The 22,308-nt window shown below is 67.6% G+C and carries 20 protein-coding genes; 3 read left to right on the top strand and 17 right to left on the bottom strand.

The window, feature by feature from the left end; genetic code table 11:
- Position 1: 1 nt before the first annotated feature.
- From G4G00_RS10540 to G4G00_RS10505, 8 genes are all read right to left on the bottom strand, one after another.
- Positions 2-481 (bottom strand): fimbrial protein, encoded by a 480-nt coding sequence (locus G4G00_RS10540; RefSeq protein WP_108771720.1) that lies wholly within the window; start codon positions 479-481, stop codon positions 2-4.
- Positions 482-490: 9 nt separating this feature from the next.
- Entirely contained in the window at positions 491-979 is a 489-nt protein-coding gene (locus tag G4G00_RS10535; protein WP_159093975.1) for a fimbrial protein, read from the bottom strand.
- A gap of 1 nt (position 980) precedes the next feature.
- Positions 981-2,054, bottom strand: coding sequence for a fimbrial protein (locus G4G00_RS10530; RefSeq protein WP_164273260.1), 1,074 nt, complete (start codon positions 2,052-2,054; stop codon positions 981-983).
- Positions 2,051-4,729 (bottom strand): fimbria/pilus outer membrane usher protein, encoded by a 2,679-nt coding sequence (locus tag G4G00_RS10525; protein ID WP_164273257.1) that lies wholly within the window; start codon positions 4,727-4,729, stop codon positions 2,051-2,053. The genes G4G00_RS10530 and G4G00_RS10525 overlap by 4 nt, the downstream gene beginning before the upstream one ends.
- A 56-nt stretch (positions 4,730-4,785) precedes the next feature.
- A complete protein-coding gene (locus G4G00_RS10520; protein ID WP_164273254.1) occupies positions 4,786-5,526 on the bottom strand; it encodes a molecular chaperone in 741 nt (246 codons plus the stop codon).
- A 64-nt stretch (positions 5,527-5,590) separates the two neighbouring features.
- On the bottom strand, positions 5,591-6,154 hold the full coding sequence (locus tag G4G00_RS10515) for a fimbrial protein (RefSeq protein WP_159093976.1): 564 nt from the start codon (positions 6,152-6,154) through the stop codon (positions 5,591-5,593).
- Positions 6,155-6,382: 228 nt separating this feature from the next.
- Positions 6,383-6,553, bottom strand: a complete 171-nt coding sequence (locus tag G4G00_RS10510) for a hypothetical protein (RefSeq protein ID WP_159093977.1) — start codon at positions 6,551-6,553, stop codon at positions 6,383-6,385.
- Positions 6,554-6,651: 98 nt separating this feature from the next.
- Positions 6,652-7,290 carry a response regulator transcription factor gene (locus tag G4G00_RS10505; protein WP_240336121.1) on the bottom strand — a complete coding sequence of 213 codons (639 nt, stop codon included), beginning with the start codon at positions 7,288-7,290 and terminating at the stop codon, positions 6,652-6,654.
- A 37-nt stretch (positions 7,291-7,327) separates the two neighbouring features.
- Here G4G00_RS10505 and G4G00_RS10500 point away from each other — a divergent pair, with 37 nt between their 5' ends.
- Positions 7,328-8,113 (top strand): response regulator transcription factor, encoded by a 786-nt coding sequence (locus tag G4G00_RS10500; RefSeq protein WP_240336120.1) that lies wholly within the window; start codon positions 7,328-7,330, stop codon positions 8,111-8,113.
- 14 nt (positions 8,114-8,127) lie between these two features.
- Here G4G00_RS10500 and G4G00_RS10495 read toward each other — a convergent pair whose 3' ends face one another.
- The 9 genes from G4G00_RS10495 to G4G00_RS10455 all read right to left on the bottom strand — a co-directional run bounded on the left by G4G00_RS10495 (position 8,128) and on the right by G4G00_RS10455 (position 20,710).
- Positions 8,128-11,484, bottom strand: a complete 3,357-nt coding sequence (locus G4G00_RS10495) for a hybrid sensor histidine kinase/response regulator (RefSeq protein ID WP_164273248.1) — start codon at positions 11,482-11,484, stop codon at positions 8,128-8,130.
- A gap of 46 nt (positions 11,485-11,530) precedes the next feature.
- The gene (locus G4G00_RS10490) at positions 11,531-14,215 is read right to left on the bottom strand and encodes an ATP-binding protein (RefSeq protein WP_108753226.1); all 2,685 of its coding nucleotides are present in this window, start codon (positions 14,213-14,215) and stop codon (positions 11,531-11,533) included.
- A 416-nt stretch (positions 14,216-14,631) separates the two neighbouring features.
- Positions 14,632-15,171: a TetR family transcriptional regulator gene (locus G4G00_RS10485; RefSeq protein ID WP_108753227.1), complete on the bottom strand. Its 540-nt coding sequence runs from the start codon at positions 15,169-15,171 to the stop codon at positions 14,632-14,634.
- Positions 15,172-15,176: 5 nt separating this feature from the next.
- Positions 15,177-16,706: an MFS transporter gene (locus tag G4G00_RS10480; RefSeq protein ID WP_164273245.1), complete on the bottom strand. Its 1,530-nt coding sequence runs from the start codon at positions 16,704-16,706 to the stop codon at positions 15,177-15,179.
- Positions 16,707-17,089: 383 nt separating this feature from the next.
- Positions 17,090-17,710 carry a DUF3299 domain-containing protein gene (locus G4G00_RS10475; RefSeq protein ID WP_164273241.1) on the bottom strand — a complete coding sequence of 207 codons (621 nt, stop codon included), beginning with the start codon at positions 17,708-17,710 and terminating at the stop codon, positions 17,090-17,092.
- Positions 17,700-18,236: a DUF3299 domain-containing protein gene (locus G4G00_RS10470; RefSeq protein WP_164273238.1), complete on the bottom strand. Its 537-nt coding sequence runs from the start codon at positions 18,234-18,236 to the stop codon at positions 17,700-17,702. Before G4G00_RS10470 ends, G4G00_RS10475 begins: the two co-directional genes overlap by 11 nt.
- 2 nt (positions 18,237-18,238) lie before the next feature.
- Positions 18,239-19,492: an ABC transporter permease gene (locus G4G00_RS10465; protein ID WP_164273235.1), complete on the bottom strand. Its 1,254-nt coding sequence runs from the start codon at positions 19,490-19,492 to the stop codon at positions 18,239-18,241.
- Positions 19,485-20,180: an ATP-binding cassette domain-containing protein gene (locus tag G4G00_RS10460; protein ID WP_164273232.1), complete on the bottom strand. Its 696-nt coding sequence runs from the start codon at positions 20,178-20,180 to the stop codon at positions 19,485-19,487. The genes G4G00_RS10465 and G4G00_RS10460 overlap by 8 nt, the downstream gene beginning before the upstream one ends.
- On the bottom strand, positions 20,177-20,710 hold the full coding sequence (locus tag G4G00_RS10455) for a DUF2796 domain-containing protein (protein ID WP_164273229.1): 534 nt from the start codon (positions 20,708-20,710) through the stop codon (positions 20,177-20,179). Before G4G00_RS10455 ends, G4G00_RS10460 begins: the two co-directional genes overlap by 4 nt.
- 30 nt (positions 20,711-20,740) lie before the next feature.
- Between G4G00_RS10455 and G4G00_RS10450 the strand changes: the two genes are divergently transcribed.
- Positions 20,741-21,244: a MerC domain-containing protein gene (locus tag G4G00_RS10450; protein ID WP_108753233.1), complete on the top strand. Its 504-nt coding sequence runs from the start codon at positions 20,741-20,743 to the stop codon at positions 21,242-21,244.
- A gap of 224 nt (positions 21,245-21,468) precedes the next feature.
- Positions 21,469-22,308, top strand: coding sequence for a subclass B3 metallo-beta-lactamase (gene bla / locus G4G00_RS10445; RefSeq protein WP_108753234.1), 840 nt, complete (start codon positions 21,469-21,471; stop codon positions 22,306-22,308).

The raw sequence follows: 22,308 nt of genomic DNA, 5'->3' as shown, positions 1-22,308 counted from the left end.
CTCAGTTGTAGGACAGCGAGACGGTGATCGGCCGGGTCACCCGGCCCGCCCCCACGCTGGCGGCAGACTGCAGGAAGCGCGCACGGAACGGATAGCTGCCGGCTGCGGTCACGTACTGCGTGCGGCTTCCCGGCGGAATCGGTACGGGCGTGCTGCCAACCACACGCACCAGCTCGATGCCCACCCCCTTCACGCCCTGGAACAGCTGAGCGTTGTCGGCGTCGGCGCTGCCGTCGAAGGTCATCGCCACGCGCGTCACCAGCGGGTCGCAATCGCTGACCGTGCCGTTGAAATCCACGTAGGGCGTGCCAAAGCTGCCGGTGAACAGGGTCGCCGAATGCGAGCCCAGATCGACATCGGGGAACGAAACGCGGCAGGCACCGGGCAGGATCTCGCCGGAGACGGAAAAGGGTTGGCTGTCCTGTGCCTGCACGTTCGCAGTGGCCAGGGCCAGCATCAGCACAACGGTCGAACGATGCATGGTGGTTTCTCAGTTGTAGGTGACCTGGACGGTCACCGGGGTACGAAGGGTGCCGGCCGTTACCGTGCCGGTGCGGATCAGCTGTGCGTAGAGCAGATAGCCACCGGCCGCCGAGCCGCTGGTGTACCAGTCGAATCCAGGCTGGTTGGGCGCCAGCGTCTGCCGCCCCGATGTGTACAGATGCACGGCCAGACCGCGCACGCCGCCGCTGGCGGGCACAGCGAAGTAGCGCGCATCACTGCTGTCGGCATTGCCGGCCAGACGCACATGCAGCACCCGCAGGTCGGCGGCGCAGCTGCTGCGGTTGAGTACGAAGCTGACCGCGGGCGAGCTGGGGTTGCTGCTGAAGTACGGCGCCTCGAAGGTGCCCACGTCGACGTCGGCCACGCTGAACTGGCAGGTGCCCGGCTGGAATCGTCCGCTGAAGCGCACGGTCAGGTCCGCCGCCTGCAGCGGGAGCGCGGACAGCAGCATCGCGATGGCGAGCAGCAGGCGCATCTCAGTTGTACTCCAGGGTGATCGTGGCAGCACCGTTGGCCTGCCCCGACGATGCGGCGGCATTCAAGCGGTAATAGCGTGCCCGCAGCATCAGCGTGTACTGCGCGTTGTTGACCTCGGTCAGTGCCAGGCCGGAATCGCGCATGGCATTGAAGCCCACCGAGTCCTGGGTCTGCGTACCGATCTGGATGCCGATGCCGGTTGCGGTCATGTTGACCCCGTCGTCCTGCAGCGCCATGACCGATTGGGTGCGATCGGCCACGGCCGTGACCGGATCGACGCGGAAGCGGATGCTGTTGTCGACCCGTCCGTTGGCGGTCTGCACGGTCCCGGTGGTCAGGTGGCCGCGGTAGCGGCCGAAGAACGCGGGGCAGTTGCGCAGCACCACGGGCACGTTCACCCAACCGGTGCCGCTGCCGACCGTGGGAATCTCGCTCATCTGATGCGTTCCCAGGTCGATCGGCACGTCGCTGGTCGAGCAGGTGCGCGAGACGATGCTCAGGTTGCCCTGCACGCGGCCGCTCCACAGCAGCACGTTGCGGTTGACCCCGGTCATGCGGTACTCGAACTGCGGCAGGCTGGCGCCGGTCACCGTGCCCGCACTGATCGGACCGATCTTGATCAGGCTCACGTCGTAGGACTGCACCGGCCAGTACTGGAAGAACGTGGGTGGTTGCACCTGGGTGTCACCTTCGGTGACGATGGGAAAGCCGCTGCCGCTGAACCACACAGCCACGCCCACACCCGGCACGTTGGTTTCATACACCGTGCCGTAGCGCGGGTGCACATAGCCGGAGGCGCGGTAAGGCAGCGAGGTGTACTGGCGGATGCGGTCAAGCCGTCCTGCGGTGCAGTTGACCAGATTGCTGGGGCCGGCATAGTAGGTCGCCCGGAAGATCTCGGTCCCCACCGACACGTCGGGGCCGACCGTGATCGAGCCGTTGAGATTGGCGATGTTGACCAGCGCGCTGTTGCCATCGGCCATCCGGCAGTTCTGCGCGGACGCCGGGCTGCTGGCCCAGGCCAGCGCCAGGACTGCCAGCAGCAGGCGGATCACGAATTGAAAGGCGTTCACGGGGCGTTCTCCAGCGCGGCCAGCGGTGGCGGCGCAGCGGGGTGCGAATTCGCAGTGGGCGTCGGTCGCAGGCAGCGTCCGTCAATCACGGTGTAGCCATCGGTGGAACGGGCAGCGGGAATCTGCACCTGCAGCACGCACTGCTGGTCCGCGCCGGTGCCCCACTGCACCTGCACCGGTCCGGAGTCCTGCAGCCCGCTCAGCAGCAGGCGACTGCCCTGCCCGACCATGCCGACGTTGCTGCCGGCCGCATCGGTGGCCTCGGCGCCGAACGGCAGCGGCCGGCCGTCCTCGGTACGCGCATCGACCATCAGGCCGCGGCTGCTGCGTGTGCTGAAATCCAGCCGTACCATCGCACCAGCACGCGGCGCGACGCTGCGAGCGGTCTCCTGCAGTTCCACACTGAATCCGGTGCCCTTCGGGTCGATCGACACGGTGTTGAGCTGATACGGTGTCAGGAACGGCACCACCGCATAACCGCGCTTGTCCAGCCGCGCGCCGCCCCCGTTCTCGATGCGCGCGCCCGCGGCACCGGCCGCGTGCACCAACGCCACCGTGTCACCCAGCGGCGGCGACAGGGTCAGTCCGTCGCCGTGCAACACCGCACCGCCGGAAGCGCCCAGGCCCAGCTGCGTGTAGCTGCTGCCGTTGCTGATGCTGGCTGCCCACTGTCCGCGTGCGCCGCGATAACCGGTATTGAGGTCCACACTGTTGCTGCCCGCGATGCGCGACAGGGTCGCGCCATAACTGAAACGGTCATCCAGCGAGGAGATTCCGTTGGTCGACAGCTGGGTGGCAGGTTCACCGTTGCGGCTGCGGGTATGCATCAGGTTGCCCAGCGGGGCCCGTGCCGAGCGGCCCAGCGGCAGCGACACCATCAGCATCAGTCGATTGTCCACGCGGGCGTCCTGCGCACGTGCCACTGGCAGATCCGCACCCGGCACCCGGTCCTGCAGGTAGCCGCGGCCGAAATCGATCGAATCACGGGTGCGCTGGAAGTTCAGGCTGTAGCTCAGCGATTTCCACTGGTTGCTGTAGCCGATGCTCAGATCCAACTGGCGACCCGGCGCGTTCCAGAAATCGCGACGGGTTCCGATGACGAACAGCTGTCCGCCGCGCTCGCCCAGCTGCTGGTTCATGCTCAGGTCCATGCGGTTACGCTGCCGCGCCACGCTGTCGGCGTCCTGGTCGCGGGCGCGGGCATCGCGCAGCGAGGCCCAGTCGCGCAGGCTCACGTAGTCGCGGGTGGCATAGCGGTACGCGGCCACGGCGAAGCTGGTGCCAGTGCGCACCACGTTACGGTTGTAGGCGAGCCGGAAGCTGCTGCCTGACATCACCGGCAGGCCCTGCACGGCGGTGCGCGCCAGCGAGACATCGGCCGCCAGGGCGCCCCACGCGGTATTGAAGGCGGCACCGGCCACCGCCGCGCGGTAGTCTTCGCCGGCCGACACGCCGCCGTAGGCGCTGAGCGCATTGTTGAGGCCTCGCTGGTACTGCAGCTGCAGCAGCCCCGGGGCATCGCTCAGGCCGTTCTCATCGACCTGGCCCAGGCCCGCGCTCCAACGCGACTGGCCGGGGCGCAGCAGCTGCGGTACTGCGGAATACGGCACGTTGAAGCGACGCGAGCGGCCATCGGCCTCGCGCACTTCCACCTCCAGATCGCCGGCGTAACCGGTCGGGTACAGATCGGTCAGCTCGAACGGGCCGGGTGCCACGCTGGCCTCGTGCAGCACCGCGCCGCGCTGGCGCACGATCACCCGCGCGTTGCTTTCGGCCACACCGCGCACCACCGGCGCGAAGCCGCGCTGCGACTGCGGCAGCATGCGGTCATCGCTGCCGAGCCGTGCACCACGCAGGCGCACGCTCTCGAACAGGTCACCGGGGGTCGCGGTATCGCCCACGGTCAGCTGCGCCTTCCACGGCACGACGTCATGCTGCAGGTAAGCGGCACTGGAGCGGTAGCGTTGCGGCTGGCTGCCGCCGAGCGTCAGCGCACCCTGGTGCACCAGCTGCCAGCCAGCCACACGACCGCTGGCGTTGAGGCCGACGAAGCCCGAATAGCGCGCACGACTGCCGTTGTTGTAGTGGTAGGCATTGGCGTTGTAGCCCACCGCCAGCGCCGGAATGCCCGCATCCCATTGGCTGGGATCGACATAGCCGCGTGCCTCATTGCGCAGGTACAGCTGGGGGACCTGCAGATCCAGGGTCTGTGTGCCAGCGTCGAAGACCGCCGTGGCGCCCGGAACCAGATCGCCCAGCGGCTCACAGAATTCGCCCTGCGGCCACGGCCGCAGCGGTGCCTGAGCCGGGTCGGCCAGCAGCCGCGAGGGTACGATGCCATAACCCTGCAGGCGTTCGGCGTCCAGGCACAGGCGCGAGCTGCCATCCACCTCGCGATAGACGATATCGGTGCGTGCCTGCCATTGGCCATTGAGGCGGATGTCCCCACGGTAGGTTCCTGGCGCCACGTAGTCCGCCTGGGTGAAACGCTCCAGGTCCAGCCGCGCCGAAGCGCCGGCCGGCAGGAATGCGGCATCGAAGAACACCTCATCGTCTGCCGTCGACGCGGACGACGTCGTTGCACGGGCGAACAGGATGGCCGCCACCAGGATCGGCAGCCGGGCACGCAGCGGGCGGCAGGCGCCGTTGCCCGGCGCCCGGTTCGGGGCGTTCATCAGGAGGTTCTCCGGGGATCAGGGCTGGCGCGGACCGGGTCCGCGCCGCGTTGCACTCAGTGCTGCAGGGCCACCTGGGTCGGCACCAGCGCACCAAAATCATTGATCACGGTGACCGCGCCTTTCAGTTCACCCGGCGGACGTCCGCTCACCCCGTCGAGCAGGAACTCGGCCTGCGCGAACGGTGCGACCATGCCGCCTCCCTGGCTGCCCAGCTCCTTGCCTGCGGCAAGCAGGCCGACGCTGGCGAAATTGACGTAGTACGGGGTCGGATTATCGGCCCGCAGCAGCAGCCCCTTGGGCCCGGACTGCAACGACCAGCGCAGCTTCTGGTGCGCCAGCACCGGCTCGCCCGTCAGGTTCGGCGGACGGTAGAAGACCTTGATGCGGGTGCGGAAGGCGAACTGCAGGATGTTGGCGCCGTTGCCGCCGGTCTTCGGCGGAATCTCCAGCATGTTGAGCCAGTACAGCGTTTCGCGGTCAGCGGCCAGCGCTGCACCGGTGAACATGATGCGCGCGGTCTGCTGCTTCTTCGGGTCCAGCCGGAACACCGGAGGCGCCACGGCGAAGGTGGCACGGGCGGTATCGGGCGTCGACTGGTCGTCGCCATCATCCAGCCACACCTGGACCAGCGCTGCGCGCTCGCCCTCGTTCATGAATTTGAGGGTGACTTCCTTGTCCTGCGCGGGATAGACCACGCGGGTGCCACCAATCACCACCGATGCGTCGGCAGCCTGAGCGAACAATGTGCCAATGGCGAGGGCGCTGGCACAGAGCATGCGGTTGAAGGAAAGCATGGATCACCTCATGGATGAGGCCGGCCACAGGGCCGCCGGCATGTGCCGACGGCCCCGCGCGGCATCAGTTGTAGACAACCTTGTAGTTGACGTACGACTGCACGAAGCCGGGCGCAGCAGCGCCATTGACGGCGACGTACTGGCTGGCCATGTCGATCACGGCAGTGTTGTTGGCGATGGTCACCGGATCGGTCTTGAAGGACGGATCGCGCAGATCGACCACGGCGTTCTTGTACAGCATCTGGATCTGGGTATTGACCGCCGGCGCATTCGCTTCCTGGTTGCGCAGGTTGCCGTTGCCGGCGTCCACCTGGCCCGCAGTCGGGTCGAAATACAGCTCAGCGATCTTGCCGTTCTGGCAGGTACCCTGGCCCGGGCCGCCAATCACCAGCTGGAACGGGTGCAGACCGGCGATGTCACCGGCAGCTGCCAGCTGGTTGGCCTGGACCGCGTCCATCGGCACGGTGATGTTGGTGGTGCCGATGGCACCTGCACCGCCGGAAATCGTGCAGGTCAGGTCGGTCACTTCGCCGGTGAACTCGATGACGCCCGAGCCGTAGGACTGGGCACTGGCGGCCGCAGCGGCCAGCAGGAGGGTTGCAGCGGAAGCAATCGGGAGGAGCTTCATGGTGTTGGATTCTTCTTCACAGGTGTGATCCGCGCGAGGCGGAGGAATGGCCCCGCCGCCGGGGAGAGCGGCGGGGCCGGGAACGGGCGGGACACCTGGGGAATAAGCGTCCTTCCCGGCAGGCCGGTTCATTGGCCTACGGGAGGAATGCTAGGAATCCAAGTCGATGGCCTCCATCGGACCCGGCCGAGATTTCGGCCACGGGCGCTGACCGCGCCTTACCCGGGATCACACGTCATCGCCATCGTCCTCGTCCTCGGCGGGCGCCAGCAGGTGCCAACGACGGCGTAGCTGGGTGCGGCGCTTCGGCGAGGCAAACAGGTAGTGGTTCAACAGTTCGAGGAAGTGCGCCTGCGCCGCTGCCGGCAGCCGGGTGAAGTGCAGCAGCAGGGAGGTCAATCGTGGGTCGTCTCGAACGGGCACATCATCACCGCAGCAAGGGGTCCGTCTCCGAGCCTAGACATGGACGACGCAGGGTCCATCGGACCGGTCCTCAATCAGTCGGTGGATCCTTCACCGCCTGCGCCTGCGCGTGCGTTCTGTGACGCCTGCACAAGGCCGTGCGTCAGCGCGTATTCGAAGATGTCCGCATCGCGCTGCAATCCAAGCTTGCGCATCGCTGCAACCTTCTGCGTGCTGACGGTCTTGCGGCTGCGTCCAACGCGCTCGGCAATCTGCATCACGCTCAGCCCTTCGGCAAACATCCGCAGCACCTCCGACTCACGCTTCGACAGCCCTCCGGCCGCCTGCACATCACCCTGCAGGCCGTCCTCGGCGATCAGCCGCGCGATCTCCGCCGAGATGTAGGCCTGCCTGCAGCTGGCGGCGTGTACCGCTGGCACCAGCTGTTCAAGGGGGTCACTCTTGCTGACGATGCACGACACCCCGGCCCGCTGGATCGAGCGCAGCACCAAGGGGCTTTCCATGCCGGTCAGCACCACCAGGTGCAGGGCCGGGAAGCGGCGCTTCAGGAAGTGCAGCAGCGTGACGCCATCCCCGTAACGGCCGTTGGGCATCGAGAAATCACAGACCGCCACGTCGACGGCTGTACGGCTGAGTAGATCGACCAGTTCGGTCGAGTCGCGCACCAGCCCGACAACAGCCAGGCCCGGCACAGCCTGCAGCAGGTGTTCCATGCCGGCCAGCAGGACCGGATGGTCATCGGCCACAGCGATGTTCAACGGCATGCTTGCTTCCTCCGGTAACGGCGCGCCGCACGGCCTGCCAGAGCAGGGGCGGCTGCCTTATAGTGGTCAACGCAAACTACGGCAATTTCTGTCGGCCTACTCAACAGGGTCTCCCATGTCCCATCCTGTCATACGCGTTGCCATCGCCGATGACCATCCGGTCATCCGCATGGGCATCGAAGCCGCCATCGACGAAGTACCTACCCTGTCCTGCATCGGCGCGGTGGGCGATTCCTCTGCGCTGGTCACGTTGCTCGAGCAGACCGCCTGCGACGTGGTGGTGACCGACTACGCGATGCCAGGCGGCGCCTTCGGTGACGGGTTGCAGCTGCTTGACCATCTGCGCACGCACTTTCCGGACCTGCGTCTGATCGTGATGACCGGCCTGGACCAGCCGGCGATGATCCAGGCGCTGCACGCCAGCGGCATCGACCACATCCTGAGCAAGGCCGACGACACCAGCCACGTGCCGGCGGCGATTGCGGCCGCTTGGGCCAACCGTCGCTACCTGTCGCCGTCGATCACCCAGCTGCTCCCCACACGCAGGGCGCCACGTGCCACTGCGGCGCTTTCGCCGCGCGAGCACGAGGTGCTGGCGTTGTTCGTGTCGGGGCTTAGCATCAATGAAATCGCAGCCCGGCTGGACCGCCGCAAGCAGACGATCAGTACCCAGAAGACCGCAGGAATGGCCAAGCTCGGCATCGACAAGGATGCCGATCTGTTCAAGTTCGCCAGCGAGCTGGGGCTGCGCACCGCCAAGCCGGATACTTGATAGCGGCAGCCTGCTCACGCTTCGTCCCGAAGGCCATCGCGATAGGCTTCGATCAGATGGCGCAGATCGGACAGCAGCGCGATGCGTTCGTGTTCCGGCAGCGCCTGTCCTTCGCGCAGCAAGCGCTCGGCATCGCCGAAGCGGGCGCCAAGCGGCTTTTCCCCCATCATCAGCAGTACGCCCTTCAGCGCATGCAGCTGTTCCAGCAACGCCGCGTCGTCGCGGCGCTCGCCTGTGGACTGCATCCTGTCGAGGTCGCGGGTACTGGTTTCCACGAATAGTGCACGCAGCTTGTGCGGCTTGTCCTTTCCTGCGACAGAGCGCAGCGGTGGCGACGATGCCGGCGCCTGCAGGTAGCGGTCCAGCATCGCCTGCAGCCGGGCAAGGTCCAGCGGCTTCAGCAGCAGGTCGTCGATGCCCGCCGCGCGACAGCGTTCGCGTTCACTGGCCAGCGCAGTAGCCGTTACGGCCAGGATCGGCAGCGTTTCGCCGCGCCCCCGCAGCGCCCTTGCAAGCTGGTAGCCATCGAGGACCGGCATGTTGATGTCGGTCATCACGATATCCCATAGCCCGGATCGCCAGTCAGTCAGAGCCACCTGCCCGTTTTCCATCGCATCGACCTGGCAGTCCAGCTCCTCCAGCTGCTGCTGGATCAGTTCCCGATTGACCGGGTTGTCCTCCACCAGCAGAACGCGCCCCCTCGTGCGGCGTGCTCCGGCCTGCGGCACCGCACCGTGCGTCCGCAGCACGGGCATCCCATCCCCGCGCAGCGCCTGCAGCAGTGCCGGACTGGCGTAGCAGGAGACGTGCACCGCATCATCGCGTTGCTCAGGCGACAGCGGTCCCTTGGGATAGGCTCGCAGCACCCTGGCATAGCTGGGCAGTACCGCCAGCTCTTCATCCTCGGTCCAGGCCCGGCGCTCGCCGACGATCACCAGCGCGGCCCCCGCGGCGCCATCCGCAGGCCGCTCGATCACCGTCACCTCGGCGCCCCAGCGGTGCAGCAACTGCCCAATCTCTTGCCGCCACTCCTGCGCCGACGACAGCAGGGAAATGCGGCAGCCGGACAGCGGCTGGTCCGGCGCTGCCGCAACCGTTGAACGCTGAACGGGGACGTCAAGAGTGAACACGCTACCCACGCCCAAGGTGCTCTGCACATGGATGCTGCCGCCGAGCAGCTGCGCCAGCTGCCGGCACAACGCCAGCCCAAGCCCGCTGCCGCCATAGCGGCGGGACACGCTGGCATCACCCTGCTGGAAAGGTCGAAACAGCGAGGCGACCTGTTCTTCTGAAAGGCCAATGCCCGAATCGATCACCTGCAAGCGCAGCTGCCGTTCCCCGCCTGCTCCACCAGCATCCTCGGCGCGCAGGGTGATGCGACCGGATGCGGTGAACTTCACCGCATTGCTCAGAAGATTGTTGAGGATCTGGCGGATACGATGCACGTCGCCGATGAAGACCTCATCCAGCGCGGGATCAATGGCGAAGTACAGCTTTACGTCCTTGCGCTGGGCCTCCGGCGCGTACAGCAGCGCAGCCTGTTCGATCAGCGCACGCAGCGCGAACGGCAGCGGATCGATATCGAGCTGCCCCGCTTCGATTTTGGAAAAGTCCAGCACGTCGCTGATGATCGCCATCAGTGAATCGGCCGACAGACGAATCCGCTGCAGGCGCTCGTGCTGGTCCGGCTGCAGCGGCGAACGGGCCAGCAGCTCAAGATGTCCCAGCACGCCATTGAGCGGCGTGCGGATCTCATGGCTCATCGTCGCCACGAACGCGGTCTTGGCGCGGCTGGCTGCCTCGGCCGCTTCGCGCGCGCGCTCCGATTCCTGCCGCGCCTGCTGCAGCGTTTGCTGAAGCTCGACCTGCGCGGTGGCATCGCGCATCGCGCACACCCAGACGGCCTGGTCGTGGTAGTTGGCTGCCGCCAGGGCGACCTGCAGCTGGCGGGCGTCGTTGGTACCGGCGTCGAGCGCCCAGTTGAATTCACCGCCACTGGCCGGCAGCAGCCCGCGCGCGTGCGCGATCAGTTGGGCATAGAGCTCCGGCACGGCTGCTTCCTGGCCGGATTCGCCGACCAGTTCGCGCGCCACTTGGTTCTGCAGCAGTGCGGCACCATCACGGCGGCGCAGCAGCGCCAGGCCAACCGGCGCGGTACCAATGATGGCCTGGCTCAGCGCCTCGCTCTCATATACCCGCGAGGCATCGGCCAGCGCCGGTGCGAAGACGCGACGGTCCATCCGCCACAGCAGCATCCACAGTGCCGCCAGGATCAGCAGTGCGGTGAACACCCGCAGCAGGATCGCCGCGTGCTGCTCGCGCCACAGGTCCGCCCAGCCGTACAGATGCGTAAGGCGCCAATCCACCCCGCGCAGTGAACCGCTGACCAGGAACCATCCGTCGTGGTAGTGGCGCTGCCCAGCGGCAGACGACGCATCCGACAGCGCCGCAGCCAACGTTGCGGGTGACTGCGCGAGCGGACCGCCTGCCAGCACCACGCGCCCGTCACCGGTGGTCACCAGGTAACTGCCGGGATCGGTAGCCTCCAGTCGTTCCTTGAGGTTGTCGATGGATTCGAACACCACGCGCCGGAAGTACGGCACGTCGGCGCGGGCCATCGTCATCACGCCGATCAGTGCCGGTTGACCGTTGAGTGGATTGTCACCGAGAAATGACACCAGGCGGCGCCCCTGCGCGGCGCTCGCCACCGGGCCCGGCGCGGGCGTCCGATCACCCACCGCGGCTTCCATCTGCATCAGCTTCTCGAACGCCTGGGCACGGGTCGGCACACGCAGGGTCTGCAGCAGCTGGGCCTCGTCGATCACACCGGCTACGGCCAGCAGCCGTCCCTTGGGCTCATACGCATACATGATGATCGGCCCCTGCGTCTGCAGGGCAGTGATGGTCCCGGCCGTGTAGGCCGAATACTCGTGCAGCATGCCCAGGTAGGCTTCGAGCTCGCCTGCCGGCATCGGCTGTGCGGTATTGCCAAGTACCAGCCACGGCACCGACGCTCGTCCTTCGGCGCGTACCACCAGCTGTTGTCCCTGCGCGTGGAAAGAGGGCAGCAACGGCGCGCCCAGTCGCCGCAGCTCGTCGCGCTGGTCCGTCCACAAGGCGTCGTTGGCATTGATGCTGTTGGCATAGGCACGGTCGCGCTGGGACAGGAAGTAATCCAGTGCCGACTGCGCCTCCTGGAAGGTCTGCCGCTCGCGTGAATGGAAGGCGCCGATGCCACCGACGAGACTGGCTACGGCCGTCAGCAGGATCAGGATGCTGATCAGGCCGCCCCCGCCGAACAGCAGGCGTCGCTGCAGCCTGCGCAGTGCGTCGATCTGGTTGCTGTTCGCTGCAGGCACGGCCGGAAGCATGGAGATTCCCCTTGAATGAAGTCGTGCGGTGTCGCCCGCGATGAATCTAGTCCAAGCCCTGCCCGACCGCCAGCAGCCGCTGCCCTGGTCGGGCCGGTGCCTGCAGCGCCTGCAGCAGCGACTCGCCGGAATAGCAGGATACCCGCCACATGGATCCCCGCCGCTGCGCTCGCAGGGGGCCATTGGCACTCACCCGGACCACGCAGCGCCCGTCCTCGACGGCGGCGGGCAGTTCCCGACCTGGCCCCCGTTCGAACAGCACCAGCGGCGTAGCCGCATCGACATCGTGCTGGGCCAGCAGCGCGGGATCATCGAACACCTGCACATGGGCGCCCCATGCCTGCAGGCGTCGGCTCAGTTCCTCGCTCCAGCCGGCCGCCGCCGAGACGAGTACCACGCTGCGTCCTGCAAGCGGCCGAGGCGCGGCGCCAGCCACACGCCCCACCGGTACCGCGAAGGTGAACACGCTGCCCACCGCAGGCGTGCTGCGCGCATGGATCTCCCCGCCTAGCCGCATGCACAGTTCGCGGCACAGCGACAGCCCCAGGCCGGACCCACCGAAGCGGCTGATGATGCTGGCATCGGCCTGCACGTAGGGCTGGAACAATCGCTCCAGCTGCAACGGGTCCAAACCGATACCTGAGTCAGCCACCTCCACCTGCAGCAACAGTGTTTCGCCCTGAAGTTCCACCCGCGCACGCAGCGCGATGCGGCCGGACAGGGTGAACTTCACTGCATTGCTGACCAGGTTGCGCAATACCTGCTCGATGCGCGCCTGCGGGCCTTCCACCTGGGCAGGCACGGACGCATCCACTGACAGGTCCATCACCAGTCCCTTGGCTTCGGCCAGCGGCGCGAACAGCAGGGCAACCCGTTCCAGCAGGACGATCGGCTCAAACGTTTCGGTGTGCAGCTCCAGCTGGCCCGCCTCTGCACGGGAGTAATCCAGCACGTCGTTGATGATCTGCAGCAGCGAGTCGGCCGATTGGTTGATGCGACGCAGCCGGGCCTGTTGATCCTCATCGAGCGAGGAGCGGCCCAGCAGTTCCAGGTGGCCAAGGATGCCGTGCAGTGGCGTGCGGATTTCGTGGCTCATCGTCGCCAGGAAGATGCCCTTGGCCTGGCTTGCCGCTTCGGCCGCCTGGCGTGCCTGCGCCTGCTGCTGCTCAAGCTCCACTCGCGCACTGAGATCGCGCAGTGCGCACAGCAGCACGCTGCGCCCCTGGTAGGTGGCGCCCACCGCACCCACCAGCAGTTGCTGGCCGGGTGATGTATCGTTTGCCGGAACAGGCAGCTCGAACTCCACCGGCGCCTGGAACGTGCCGGCGCCCGATTCGTGCTCGGATGCCAGCTGCACCAGTTGCAGGTACAGCGGCATGCCGCTGCGCTCAGCCGCGGCCGCATAGTGGCGCATCAGCTCGTTCTGCAGGACAGGACGAGCCTCGCCGCGGTCGATCAGGCACAGGCCCACCGGCGACAACTGGATGAGGGAACGGCTGAGCTGCTCCCCCTGGTAGACCCGCGCGGCACGCGCCAGCGCCGGGCCGAATACACGCCAGTGCAGCCAGGCAAGCAACGTCCAGAGGCCCAGCAGCAACCCACCTCCCAGCGCGGCAGCCACACCATACAGTCGCCGGCCATCATGAGCGATGTCGCCCACGCAATAGGTGTTCACCAGCAGCCAGTCGGTGCCGGCGACACGCAGGGCCTGGTAGAAGCGGAGCCCTCGCCGGAACGCCACCACGGCCCCATCACCCTGCCTGCCTGCGCGCAGTCCACGCACCGCATTAGCCAGTGGCAGTTCCGCCGCGTCCGCAGTGCCCGCTACCACCCGGCCATCAGCGGCAACCACAAATGACGTGCCACGATCAGCAGCCATCATCACCCCTACCAGCCGGTCCGTGGGCTCCAGGGTCACGAAGGTACCGATTGCACCTGTCTTGTCGTGCGCTGAAAGCCGCACGGCGATCGAAGGTGCGGCGTACACGGGATCGCGCACCAGTGCGATCTGCATCGCACCATCGCCGCCCCGCGCAGCGGCGCCCGACGCGTTCCCGGCATCTGCGGAGGACGAGGACAGCAATTGCAGCTGCTGGAACAATCCAGCGCGATGCTCGGCGCCGGTGGCCGCAAGCAGGCGCTGTTCGGTCAGGCCATCTCCAAGCACCAGGAACTGGTGGCTCGGGTCGAAGAAGAAACCGCTGGCAGCGGTATCCGCTTCCCCTTGCGGCGTGCTCAGCCTGCGGATCACCGACAGCGAATGGGCCAACGTGAGATAGCGGTCCAGACGGGCAAGCGGCCAGGTCTCGGTGCCCACCCCCAACACCATCTGCGGAGCGCTCTCAGGCCCGGCGCTGACGATCATCCGCTGGCCGCCGGCCAGGTAGCGCTGCCGCTCTGCCCGTCGGGTAGCGGCGTCGCTGTCCGGACGATGTCGCCAGGCATATTCGGCCATGTTCAGCATGCGCCGGTGGGCCGCGTCCGCCGCCACCAGATGCGCCTCGACAGCGGCATGGGTGCGCTGCAGCCCCTCCAGGCGACGTGTCTGGAAGCCGCTGGCATGCAGCAGCACCAGCGCGACCACACCCGCAACGACGGCGAAGCTGAGCAGGCACCCGCCCCACAGCAGCACGCGGTGCTGGTACCGGCGCAGCGCACTGACATCGCAGTCTTCATCGTCGAAGGAGGCGCGTCCGCGCAACAGAGCTGGAAGGGAGGAAAACCAGTGCATGGAAGGTGCAGCAGGCGCCAGCGACGCACCGCGTCGGGGCGGCTCGCTCGTGGAGGGCCGGTGGTGGGTTCACGAGGTTATCGGTGCTTTGGCCTCCCTCCCCATAGGACACGGCTGAGTTCGATCCGCCACCACCGGACTGGCGGCCCTGCGGCCAGCAGAGGCGTCTATGGCAGAACGAAGCCGAGCACCACCAGCCCCGCCGCCCACACCAGGAGCGATCGCGGCGCGTTGCCGTAGACCGCGCACTTGTAGCGACGTAATGCAGCCGTCCGCCAGCGACCTGCTTGCGTGGCGCTTGTGACTGGCATGCCAGCAACGCTGTAGCGTGCAGCTAGTCCTTCCCAGGCTGCTCGGGAGGTAAAGTCGAGCTTGCTCGACTACCCCACGCGAAAATTCGTCGAGCTAGCTCGACGCTACGGCTTCGCCAACAACCCAGCAATGCGCTCGGCCACCTGCGCGCGCAGCGCCGGCTCCAGCTTGCCTTCATACATGGCTTCATAGATCCACAGCCCATCGGCCGCCAGCCGCGCTACGAATCTATCCATTCCCGCCGCGTCATCCACGCTGACCGGCGGCGCCGGTGCCCAGCGCTCCATCACCGGCGCCCAAGGGCGTTCACCGGCCTCCGGGTCCATCGATTCCAGCATGAACAACAGCTCGGCCCGCGTAGCACTTTGCGCCGAAACCCGCACGAAGGTCTGGTAGCGCTCCAGCGCACTGGCTTCTTCGGCGCGCTTGCCCAGCAGCACTTCCATCGACGCTTCCCACTGCTGCACCAGATGCTCGTCGATCCCGCGCAGCAGCGCTTCGCGCGATGGGAAGTGGTACAGCAGCCCGCCGCGGGTCAACTGCGCTTCGGCAGCCACCGATTCGAAGGTGACCGCACGCACGCCCTCGCGATTGATGACGGCCACGGCGGCGTCGAGGATGCGTTGGCGCTTGCTGGTTCTCATGCGCGCTACTTTACGCGATCGGCCGCGCCCTCGCGGCTGCCGGCGCGACCACGCAGCAGTCGGCCGGTGACGATCGCGCCGACCGCCAGCACCACGGCCACCACCCACAGCACGATACGGTAGCTGCGGTCATAGGCCGCCGTGGCCTGCGCGAACCAGGGCTCCGGCCCGCTCTGTCGGGCCACATGCACGGCCTGCACGAAGCCCTCGCGTGCGGCATCGGGCAGCCCCGTCGCCGGCAGGAACGCGCCGTACAGCGCCGCGCTCAGGCTGCCCAGCAGCGCCACCGCCAGCAGGCCACCGAATTCGTAGGACACTTCTTCCACCGACGATGCCATGCCGGCACGGTGGGCAGGTACGTTTTTGAGGATCGCCGCCGACGCTACCGAGATCGCCGCGCCCATGCCAAAACCGGTGATGGCCATACCTGCAATCACCCAGCCCAGCCCCAGCGGGAACCCGAACGCGACCACCGCCACGCCCACCGCACCAATGCCCAGGCCACCGGCGATCAGCGGCCGCAGGCCCAGCCGATGCACCAGACTGCCGCCCAGCAACGCGCTGGGCAGGCTGCCGAGCGCGGCCACCGACACCAGCAGCCCCGCATGCAACGGGCTGAAGCCGGCCACCAGCTGGAAGCGCTGGGTGGTGACCAGCTGCAGGCCAGCCAACGCGAACAGCGTGAACACCGCTGACAACGTGCCGGCCAGGAACGCCGGATTTTGGAACACGCTGAAATCCAGCAACGGGTATGGCAGACGACGCTGCCGGCGCACGAACGCGTAACCGGCTACCGCGGCCAGCAGGAGCGCCGCAGCGCCCACGGCATAGGCCGGCGGCGCGGCAATCCACGACTTGATCGCCAACACCAGGCCCGACAGCGCGGCCAGCGCCAGCAGCGACGACCACAGATCCCACGGGCGGGAGTGATCGCGCTGGCCTTCCGGCGCCAGCACAAGCGTGGCCACGAAGGCGACCACGACCACCGGCACATTCACCAGGAACACCGAACCCCACCAGAAATGCTGCAGCAGCCAGCCACCGATGATCGGCCCCAGCGCCGCACCCACCAGCGACACCGAGCCCCAGATCGCAATGGCCATCGTGCGCTCTCGCGGGTCGTGGAAGCTGAGCCCGATCAGCGCCAGTGTGGCAGGCATCATCGCCGCCGCGCCCACCGCCAGCAGCGCCCGCGCGCCGATCAACTGTGCGGCGCTGCCGGCATAGGCGGCCACGATCGAGGCCAGCCCGAATACCACCAGCCCGATCAGGAACATGCGGCGGTGGCCGATGCGGTCGCCCAGCGTACCGGCGCCCAGCAGCAGGCCCGCCATCACCAGCGGATAGGCATTGATGATCCACAGCGCCTGCGCCGGCGTGGCCGCCAGCGCCTCGCTCAGCGTGGGCAGCGCGGTGTACAGCACCGAGTTGTCCAAGGTGACCAGCAACAGGCCCGCGGCCACGGTGAACAGCAGCGCCCAGCGCCGGGCACGGGACAGGGCCGGAGCGCCGGCCAGAGACTGGGAAACCGCCATGGAACACGCCCGCAAGGAGAATTGACGGCCATAACTGTACAGGACGTCCGGTATAGTTATATGAACCTAACCCACCCCGGGGAGGCGCCATGCCCCGTAGAGTCGAGCTTGCTCGACTGCTCTGCGCCCTTCGTAGAGTCGAGCTTGCTCGACTGCTCCGCGCCCTTCGTAGAGTCGAGCTTGCTCGACTGCTTCTGCCAAAAGCAGTCGAGCAAGCTCGACTCTACGACCCCTCGTTTCCCATCATCGCGGCGCCCGAAAGGGCATCGCACCCCGTTTCCCATCATCGCAACGCCCAAAAGGTCACCTCACCCGGTTTCCCATCATCGCGACGCCCGAAAGGTCACCGCACCGCGTTTCCCATCATCGCGACACCCAAACGGTCACCGCGCTGCATCCTCAACCACCACCAGCTCCGCATCCCCCACCTCATACGATGCGCTGGCGATATCCGCATCGAACCGCTGCACCCGCAGCGTCCCGGTCAGCCGATACGCATCCCACAAGGCGCCCGGCGCCATCGGCTGCGCCAGGCGCACATGGATCATCTGGTTCGGCGGTGGCGGCGGAACATGGATGCACGCGCCGTAGAACGGCACGAACAATCCCTCGCTCACCCGCCCGGCATCGTCGCCGCCCAGCGGCACCAGATAGCCCTGCAGGCGCACCGGGCGACCGTCCACCGCCTCCACCACCGCCGACGAACCAAACTGCTTGGCGCGCACCGGGCTGGAGTGGTCGATCACCGTTCCCGGCGCACTGCCGGCACCGCTGTCATCGATCAGCCCGCCAATGCCCTGCATCCCATTGCCGCGGGCAACACCGATCTGCGGCGGGGGTCGCTGGAACACATCCTGGTCCGGCATCAAACTGTCCCATTGCGCGATCACCGCAGCCTCGGGCGGACCGCTCGGCGCTGCGGCAGCAGTGGGCGCCCCCGCTGGTTCGCGCCCGCAGGCTCCCAGCAGACCCAGCACCGCGATCAGCAAGCACCTAGGGTTCATAAGGCCTCAACGTCGGTTCGCGCATGCTGTACGCCGACCCACCCAGATCGTCGTCCACCCGCTCGGCCTGCAGATGCCCGGCAAGAAAATACGGCGCATACATGTCCGGCATCGCGATAGGTTCGGGCAGCCGCACATGCACGATCTGGTTCGGCGGCGGTGGTGGCACGTGGATGCACGCGCCGTAATACGGCACGAACAGGAACTCACTCAAGCGCCCGTCGGCCGCGGTGCCCAGCGGCACCACGTAGCCCGGCAACCGCACCGGTCGCTGCAGCACTGCGTCCACCGTGCGGAACGTACCGAACTGCGCCATGCGCCGGTTACCGCTGTGCTGCACCTCCGGCCCGTCGCCGCGCTCCAGCGCCGCCAGTTCATCGGGCGGCAGCATCTGCAGCCAATCCAGCTCCTGTTCGGCCGCCACCACAGCGGCAGGCGCATCCTGCGGTACCGCGGTCACGCCGGTATCCACCGGACGCTGGCAGGCCGCCAGCAGCATCAACGGCAGCAGGAATACGGTGCGCATGTTCATACCGCCGGCGCCAGGCCATCGGCCAGCGTGCGCCGGTAGGCCAGCAGCGCCGGTACCAGCCCGGCCACTGCACTCAGCACCACCACCGCCGCCACCCAGGCCAGTTCGCGCAGATCCGGCCACACATGCGTGATCGAAAGCCCGTAGTGGGCCAGCGCCCACTCGCGTCCAGCCAGGCTGACGGCCGCCAAGACGCCCAGCGCCAGCACGACGGCCACCGTGCTGCTGGCCACCGCTTCCAGCACCAGCAGTCCGGCCACTGCAGCCGGGCGCGCACCGCAGGCGCGCAGCACCGCCATCTCGCAACGGCGCTCCTGCAGCGTGCTGACCAGCATCGCCACCAACGACACCAGCCCCAGCAGCACCACCATCGCGCTGATCAGCCGCAGCGCCTGTTCGGCACCGCCCAGGCTCTGCCACAGCTGCTGCAGCGTCACACCCGGAAGAATCGCCATCAATGCCTCATCGGGGTAATCGTTGATGCGCCGCTGCACCGCAAATGTCGCCACCCGCGAGTGCAGGCCCAGCATGAACGCGGTGATGCTGGTCGGGGTCAGATCACTGTGGCGCGCCGCCTCGGCACTGATCTGCTGGCTGCGCATCGGCACGCCCGAGCGCCAGTCCAGATGGATCGCTTCGATCGCCGGCAGTGACACCAGCACCGACGAATCCACCGGCGTGCCGGTACGCTGCAGCACACCGCTGACCCGGAACGGCTTGTCCGCATGCGTGGCCAGGGTCACCGCAGCGGTACCGTGGGCCAGCACCAGCGTATCGTCCACCCCCACCCGCTGTGCGCGCGCCACATCGGCGCCCAGCACGGCGTCGTACAGATCATCGAAGACCCGCCCATCGGCAAGCTGCAGGGCATGGCCGGCACCGTAGCGGTAGTGGTCGAAGTAGCCGGCCGTGGTGCCGATCACCCGGTAGCCACGCCACGAATCGCCCAGCGACAGCGGCACCGCCCACTTCACCTGCGGCAGCGCGGCCAGTTCCTGGTAGGACTGCCAGGACACATTGTTGGTCGCGTCGCCCATGTGGAATACCGAATACAGCAGCAGGTTCACCGGCCCCGAGCGTGCGCCCACGATCAGGTCGGTGCCCGACACCGTGCTGGCGAAACCTTCATGGGCCTGCGTGCGTACCCGCTCCACGCCCAGCAGCAGGGTCACGCTCAGGGCAATGACCAGCATCGTCAGGCCCGCGCCCAGCACACGACTGCGCAGGCTGGCCCAGGCCAGTTCAAGCATGGGCCATCCCCGCGTGGTTGATCGCCTGCAGGTCCAGCGCCTGGTCGAACAGCGCCGGCAGGCTGTCATCGTGGCTGACCACCACCGCCGTGGTTCCGGCCGCCTGGCATTGCGCGGTCATCAGCCGCAGGAAGGCATTCGCGGCCGCGCGGTCCAGCGCCGAGGTCGGCTCATCGGCCAGCAGCACGGCGGGCCGACCGATCAGCGCACGTGCCGCCGCCACGCGTTGCTGCTGGCCCACGCTGAGTGTTCCGGCGCGCCGCTGCATCACCGCCGGGTCCAGCTGCAGCGCCTGCAACAGCCGCGCGATCTCAGCGGTCAGGCCGCCCTGCACGCGGCCGCTGCGTGCCTTCGAAAAGCGCACGCCCAGCGCCACGTTGTCATGCACGCTCAGGAACGGCAACAGGTTGAACTGCTGGAAGACCACGCCCAACTGGTCGGCACGGAAACGATCGCGGGCCGCTCCACCCAGTGCGTGCAGCGCATGGCCGGCCACCTGCACGCTGCCCTGCTGCACCCGTAGCACCCCGGCCAACAGGCCCAGCAGCGTGCTCTTGCCCGAACCGCTGGCCCCGCGCAGCAACACGCTGCTGCCGGCGGCAATGTGCAGCTGGGGTATATCCAGCACAGCGTGCGCGCCGTAACCGAAGCGCACCGCGTCCAGAGCGATGATGGGCGTGCCGGTCATGGCGCCAGCACCACCCGCAGATTGTCCGGCGTCACGATACTGCGCCCCTGCCCGTCGGCCGTGGCCGTGTTGACGATGACCTCGCGCAGACCCGGGAACACGGTGGGCAGCGTGACCAGCACCACCCGCAGCGCCGCAGGGTTGGCGCAGCGGTACGCCAGCGATGCAGTAAAGCCCGCATGGGCGTGCGTGTTGCTGCCGGTGTTGCTGCGCTGTGGCTGGAAGCCCTCGGCCTGGGCATCGGCGCGGATGCGCGTGCACTGCGCGGCGCTGGGCAGGGTCAACCAACGTCCCTCACGCAGCACCGTCAGGGCGCGCTGCAGCGCCGCGCGCTCGGCTTCGTTCGCCGGCGGGCGTTCGTAATCCAGCACGCCCATGCCCGGCGCGGCCAGGGCCAGTTCCAGGGCGCCGTTGTCCACGGCCAGATCAACGTTGGCCTCGCCGTGTACGTGTGCGCCCAGCTGCCGGTGGTCATGTGCGTGCGCCGCTGGCAGAGCGCTCAGCAGCAGGAATGCAAAGGTGTACTTCATGGCAGATCCTATTTGTTACTATGTAACATTATGGACCACATCACCACGCTTCCCGCAAGCCACGCCACCCAACCGCCAGCATCGGCACGCTGGCATGCCCGCCTCGATTTCGGTGCCGCCTGGCTGGCCATGGCCTGCGCCGCACATTGCATCACCCTGCCGCTGCTGCTGGCCTTCGTGCCGGCGGCGCTGATGGCGTTGCGTTCGTTCCAGCACCCGGCGCACGGCCTGATGACCGCCCTGCTGGTCATGTCGCGCTGGGAATGGGTGTTCGCGCTGCTCGCCTCTGTATTGGCAGTAGTCAGCACCACGTTGGGGCGGCGCCGGCATCATCGGTCCCTGCCGCTGGGCCTGGCGTTGGCAGGCGCGTTGTTGCTGATGCCTTCGGCGCTGTACCTGCCGCTGAAGGAATCGCTGCTGTGGCATGGCCTGCTGACCGCATGCGGTGGCGTGCTGCTGGCCATCGCGCATATCGCAAACCGCCGCGCGTCGCGTCGCGTTCGCCCAACCGCCCACACCCGCGCACGGCCGTAGAGTCGAGCTTGCTCGACTGCCGTTCGCGTAACGCCGCATTGCCGCGCGGGGTCGTGTTGCACGGAGCAGTCGAGCAAGCTCGACTCTACCGGTCATGGGCGATCAGAAATGTTCAATCCCCCCCCCCCCCGCGTACTGCCCTTATGGCTGCCATGAAAAATACGCGAAACGGCCCGCGCGCCCCGCGTGATAGCGTCCCCACTGCCATCACACCGCCCATCGCCATGCGCACACTCGCCCTGACTCTGCTCACCGCCCTGCCCTTCGCCGCCACCAGCGCCGAACCCGCGCCGTTGCCGCAACTGAAGGCCTACACCGTCGACAGCGACTGGCTGCAGCCGATCGCGCCGCTGCAGATTGCCGACCACACCTGGCAGATCGGCACCGCCGAACTCACCGCGCTGCTGGTGCAGACGCCGGAAGGGGCGGTGCTGCTCGACGGCGGCATGCCGCAGATGGCCGATCATCTGCTGGCGAACATGAAACTGCGCGGCGTGGCGCCGCACGATCTGCGCCTGATCCTGCTCAGCCATGCCCATGCCGACCACGCCGGCCCTGTGGCCGAACTGAAGCGCCGCACTGGCGCGCAGGTGCTGGCCAACGCCGAAACCGCCGTGCTGCTGGCACGCGGCGGCAGCAACGACCTGCACTTCGGCGACGCCATCACCTTCCCGCCGGTGCAGGCCGACCGCATCGTGATGGATGGCGAAGTCGTCGAGTTCGGCGGCATCCGCTTCACGGCGCACTTCGTGCCCGGGCACACCCCCGGCAGCACCGCCTGGACCTGGACCGACACCCGCAACGGCGCACCGCTGCGCATCGCCTATGTGGACAGCCTGAGCGCACCGGGCTACACGGTGAAAGACAACCCGCGCTACCCGTATCTGCCGCAGGATTTCCAGCGCAGCTTCGCCACGGTGCGCAGCCTGCCCTGCGATCTGCTGCTGACCCCGCATCCCGGCGCCAGCGGCTGGAACTACCGCGCCGGCAACGAAGCAGCCGCGAAGGCGTTGACCTGCAGCGCGTATGCCGATGCCGCCGAACGCAATCTGCGCAAGCGCTGA

The sequence above is a fragment of the Stenotrophomonas sp. B1-1 genome (genome assembly GCF_010894375.1).
Taxonomy (GTDB): Bacteria; Pseudomonadota; Gammaproteobacteria; order Xanthomonadales; family Xanthomonadaceae; genus Stenotrophomonas.
This window is presented reverse-complemented; position numbering and strand designations above follow the sequence as displayed.

What these genes read in the sequence shown, in the direction of transcription:
- G4G00_RS10540 (WP_108771720.1), bottom strand. Translation starts at nt 481, where the DNA reads ATGCATCGTTCGACCGTTGTGCTGATGCTGGCCCTGGCCACTGCGAAC.
- G4G00_RS10535 (WP_159093975.1), bottom strand. Translation starts at nt 979, where the DNA reads ATGCGCCTGCTGCTCGCCATCGCGATGCTGCTGTCCGCGCTCCCGCTG.
- G4G00_RS10525 (WP_164273257.1), bottom strand. Translation starts at nt 4,729, where the DNA reads ATGAACGCCCCGAACCGGGCGCCGGGCAACGGCGCCTGCCGCCCGCTG.
- G4G00_RS10520 (WP_164273254.1), bottom strand. Translation starts at nt 5,526, where the DNA reads ATGCTTTCCTTCAACCGCATGCTCTGTGCCAGCGCCCTCGCCATTGGC.
- G4G00_RS10515 (WP_159093976.1), bottom strand. Translation starts at nt 6,154, where the DNA reads ATGAAGCTCCTCCCGATTGCTTCCGCTGCAACCCTCCTGCTGGCCGCT.
- G4G00_RS10505 (WP_240336121.1), bottom strand. Translation starts at nt 7,290, where the DNA reads ATGGAACACCTGCTGCAGGCTGTGCCGGGCCTGGCTGTTGTCGGGCTG.
- G4G00_RS10500 (WP_240336120.1), top strand. Translation starts at nt 7,328, where the DNA reads ATGTTCAACGGCATGCTTGCTTCCTCCGGTAACGGCGCGCCGCACGGC.
- G4G00_RS10495 (WP_164273248.1), bottom strand. Translation starts at nt 11,484, where the DNA reads ATGCTTCCGGCCGTGCCTGCAGCGAACAGCAACCAGATCGACGCACTG.
- G4G00_RS10490 (WP_108753226.1), bottom strand. Translation starts at nt 14,215, where the DNA reads ATGCACTGGTTTTCCTCCCTTCCAGCTCTGTTGCGCGGACGCGCCTCC.
- G4G00_RS10485 (WP_108753227.1), bottom strand. Translation starts at nt 15,171, where the DNA reads ATGAGAACCAGCAAGCGCCAACGCATCCTCGACGCCGCCGTGGCCGTC.
- G4G00_RS10480 (WP_164273245.1), bottom strand. Translation starts at nt 16,706, where the DNA reads ATGGCGGTTTCCCAGTCTCTGGCCGGCGCTCCGGCCCTGTCCCGTGCC.
- G4G00_RS10475 (WP_164273241.1), bottom strand. Translation starts at nt 17,710, where the DNA reads ATGAACCCTAGGTGCTTGCTGATCGCGGTGCTGGGTCTGCTGGGAGCC.
- G4G00_RS10470 (WP_164273238.1), bottom strand. Translation starts at nt 18,236, where the DNA reads ATGCGCACCGTATTCCTGCTGCCGTTGATGCTGCTGGCGGCCTGCCAG.
- G4G00_RS10465 (WP_164273235.1), bottom strand. Translation starts at nt 19,492, where the DNA reads ATGCTTGAACTGGCCTGGGCCAGCCTGCGCAGTCGTGTGCTGGGCGCG.
- G4G00_RS10460 (WP_164273232.1), bottom strand. Translation starts at nt 20,180, where the DNA reads ATGACCGGCACGCCCATCATCGCTCTGGACGCGGTGCGCTTCGGTTAC.
- G4G00_RS10455 (WP_164273229.1), bottom strand. Translation starts at nt 20,710, where the DNA reads ATGAAGTACACCTTTGCATTCCTGCTGCTGAGCGCTCTGCCAGCGGCG.
- G4G00_RS10450 (WP_108753233.1), top strand. Translation starts at nt 20,741, where the DNA reads ATGGACCACATCACCACGCTTCCCGCAAGCCACGCCACCCAACCGCCA.
- bla (WP_108753234.1), top strand. Translation starts at nt 21,469, where the DNA reads ATGCGCACACTCGCCCTGACTCTGCTCACCGCCCTGCCCTTCGCCGCC.